Raw genomic sequence first — 3,541 nt, 5'->3', positions numbered from 1 at the left:
CAGACCTGCCCGGCCATCTGGGGCGACGTCGGTACCAATGGCCAGCACGCCTATTTCCAGCTGCTGCACCAGGGCACGGACATCACGCCCATCGATTTCATCGCCGTACTCAAGCCTTCGCACACCATTGCCGAGCATCAGGAAGCGCTGCTGGCCAACTGCTTCGCGCAGTCGGAAGCTTTCATGCGCGGCAAGGACGCCGACGAAGTGCGCGCCGACCTGCAGGCACAGGGTGTGCCGGAGGCGGAACTCGCGGCCCTGATCCCGCACAAAACCTTTGACGGCAACCGTCCCAGCAATACCCTGCTGCTGCCCGAACTGAGCCCGCATGCACTGGGCGCGATGATTGCACTTTATGAGCACAAGACTTTCGTGCAGGGCGCGATCTGGGGCATCAACAGCTTCGACCAATGGGGCGTGGAACTGGGCAAGGTGCTGGCCAAAACCATCCTGGCCGAACTGAAATCCGACACCGCACCCGATGCCGCGCGGCACGATGCCTCCACCAGCGCTCTGATCGCACTGGCGCGCGAGGCAGCCCGCACCGGGCAGCAAGGCTAGCAACCACGTAGCGCCAACCCGCTACTTCACGCACAAGAGACAACACACACCATGGCTACTTCTGATTTCGATCTGGTTTTATTCGGCGGCACCGGCGACCTCTCGATGCGCAAGCTGCTGCCGGCGCTGTACGCCCGCGAGCGCGCGCGCGACCTGCCGGCCGATGCCCGCATCATCTGCCTGGGCCGCGATGAAAAATCGCGCGAGGATTTCCTCAAGCTGGTGGAAAAGGATTCCAAACCCCACGTGCCCGCTGCCAACCTGGACGCCAGCGTCTGGGACCGCTTCACCAACCGCCTGCAATACGCCTCGGTCAATGCCAAGGAAGCCGACAGCTTCAGCCACCTGAAGGAAGCCCTGCGCGAAGTCGACGGCCTGGCGCGCGTGTTCTACCTGGCCACGCCGCCCAGCCTGTTCGCTTCGATCTGCGAGAACCTGTCCAAGGCCGGCCTGGTCACGCCAACCTCGCGCGTGGTGCTGGAAAAGCCGCTGGGCCGTGACCTCGAAAGCGCGCGCAACATCAACGCGCAAGTGGGCCGCTACTTCCAGGAATCGCAGATTTTCCGTATCGACCACTACCTCGGTAAAGAGGCGGTGCAGAACCTGCTGGCGCTGCGCTTCGGCAATGTGCTGTTCGAACCGCTGTGGCGTCGTGAATGGATTTCCGACGTGCAGATCACCATCGCCGAAGAGCTCGGCGTCGGTGGCCGCTTCGATTACTACGACACCTCGGGTGCCCTGCGCGACATGCTGCAGAACCACCTGCTGCAATTGCTCTGTATCGTGGCCATGGAGCCACCGGTGTCGAACTCGGCCGATGCCGTGCGCGATGAAAAACTGAAGGTGCTGCGCTCGCTCAAGCGTTTCACCCCGACCACGCTGGCCATGAACGTGGTGCGCGGCCAATACCGCGCCGGTCACGTCGATGGCGTGGCCGTGCCCGGCTACCGCAAGGAAGCCGACGCCAATCCCGATTCGCGCACCGAGACCTATGTCGCCGTGAAGGCCGAGATCGATACCTGGCGCTGGGCCGGCGTGCCCTTCTACCTGCGCACCGGCAAGCGCATGGCCGATTCGCTGGCCGAGATCGTGGTGCGCTTCAAGAGCGTGCCGCACGCCATCTTCGCGCATCAGAACGACACTCCCAATTGCCTGGTGATCCGCCTGCAGCCGGACGAAGGTCTGCACATGAACCTGATGGCCAAGCAGCCCGGCGACGGCATGCGCCTGCGCCCGGTGGAACTGGAACTGGACTTCCGCGAGAAGTTCAAGACCCCGCGCATGGACGCCTACGAGCGCCTGCTGCTGGACGTACTGCGCGGTCACCTCACGCTCTTCATGCGCAGCGACGAACTGGAAGCCGCCTGGGAATGGGTCGAACCCATCCTCACCTACTGGGACCAGCAGGAAGCCGACCCCGTGCCCTACAACGCCGGCACCTGGGGCCCGGCTGCCGCGAGCGCACTGATCGGCCGCGATGGCCTGCAGTGGCGCGAAGAAGCGCTGCCCGAGGTCTGAAGCCACACGCTTAGCGTCACCAGGCCACTGCCATGTCCATGCTGCTTGATTCCATCCGCACCCACATCAACTCCCTCTCCAAGTCGGAGAAGAAAGTGGCGGCGACCATCCTCGCCAATCCGCAGCTGGCCCTGGCGGAGAACCTGACGGCGCTGGCCAAGAATGCGGAAGTCTCGGAACCGACCGTGATCCGCTTCTGCCGCGCCATCGGTTACGAGGGCTGGCACGACTTCAAGCTGAAGCTCGCGCAGAGCCTGGCACTGGCCCTGCCCGGTGCGGATGAAACGCTGGCGCAGGATGACCTCGCCGCTGACCTGGTCAACAAGATCTGCAGCCGCTCCATCAACACGCTGCTGGATCTGCGCAATCACCTGAACCCGGATGCGATCCAGCTGGCGCTGGACGTGCTGGCACGCGCCAACAAGATCGAGTTCTACGGCCAGGGGACCTCCGGCATCGTGGCCAACGACGCCCAGCACAAGTTCTTCCGCTCGGGCGTACCCACGGTGGCCTACTCCGACCCGCACATCCACAGCATTGCAGCCTCGCTGCTCAAGGCCGGCGACTGCGTGGTGGCGATCTCGCAGCGTGGCGGCAATGCCGCCCTGCTGCGCTCGATCCAGCTGGCCCGCAAGGGCGGTGCCGACATCATCGTGCTGGGCCCGTCCGGTACCCCGCTGGCCGAACTGGCGACGGTGCTGGTGCCCATCGACCTGTCTTTCAACATCGATCCCTATACACCCATCTCGGCGCGCCTGGCGCACCTGGTGGTGATCGACATCCTCGCCGTGGGCCTGGCCCTGCGACGCGGACCGGAATTCCGCAAGAAGATGCAGAACGCCCAGAAATCGCTGCAGAAATTCGACATGCAATTCGATTCCTTCTTCCGTTGAGAGGACTGCGACGGATCAAGGATCAGTCATTGACCGACAGACAGCGCAGCGCCAATGCGTACAATGCCGTTGTCCCCTTCATTCTCTTTAGCAACAGGACTTTCCATGAGCCAGCTTGACCAGTTGAAGCAGTACACCACCATCGTGGCCGATACCGGCGACTTCCAGGCGATGAAGGCCTTCGCCCCGCAGGACGCCACCACCAATCCCTCGCTGATCCTCAAGGCGGTGCAGAAGGCCGAGTACAAGCCGCTGCTGGAATCGGTCGTGAAGGCCCACGCCGGCAAGAGCACCGATGAGATCATCGACCGCCTGCTGATCGCCTTCGGCCTGGAAATCCTGAAGCTGATCCCCGGCCGCGTCTCCACCGAGACCGATGCACGCCTGTCCTTCGACACCGAGGGCACAGTGGCCAAGGGCCGCGAACTGATCCGCCTGTACGAAGAAGCCGGCATTGCCCGCGAGCGCGTGCTCATCAAGATCGCCTCCACCTGGGAAGGCATCCGTGCCGCCGAGATCCTGGAAAAGGATGGCATCCGCTGCAACCTGACCCTGCTGTTCTCGCTGCC

3 protein-coding genes and 1 pseudogene are annotated in these 3,541 nt (G+C 63.6%); all 4 read left to right on the top strand.

The annotated features are described in order from the left end of the window. Positions 1-561, top strand: a pseudogene (locus B3873_RS25515) (glucose-6-phosphate isomerase); the annotation flags it as partial. A 51-nt stretch (positions 562-612) separates the two neighbouring features. Beyond that, complete coding sequence (gene zwf, locus B3873_RS25510; protein WP_209532081.1) at positions 613-2,079, top strand: glucose-6-phosphate dehydrogenase; 1,467 nt, start codon at positions 613-615, stop codon at positions 2,077-2,079. A gap of 38 nt (positions 2,080-2,117) precedes the next feature. Beyond that, positions 2,118-2,972 carry an SIS domain-containing protein gene (locus B3873_RS25505; protein WP_034310514.1) on the top strand — a complete coding sequence of 285 codons (855 nt, stop codon included), beginning with the start codon at positions 2,118-2,120 and terminating at the stop codon, positions 2,970-2,972. Positions 2,973-3,077: 105 nt separating this feature from the next. Continuing rightward, on the top strand, positions 3,078-3,541 hold a 464-nt coding region (locus B3873_RS25500; RefSeq protein WP_286869886.1), incomplete at its 3' end, for a transaldolase family protein.

Source organism: Herbaspirillum sp. UBA812 (assembly GCF_002296545.1).
Lineage (GTDB): Bacteria > Pseudomonadota > Gammaproteobacteria > Burkholderiales > Burkholderiaceae_D > Herbaspirillum > Herbaspirillum huttiense.
Note: the sequence above shows the minus strand (reverse complement) of the source record. Positions and strands in the feature narration are given on the sequence as shown.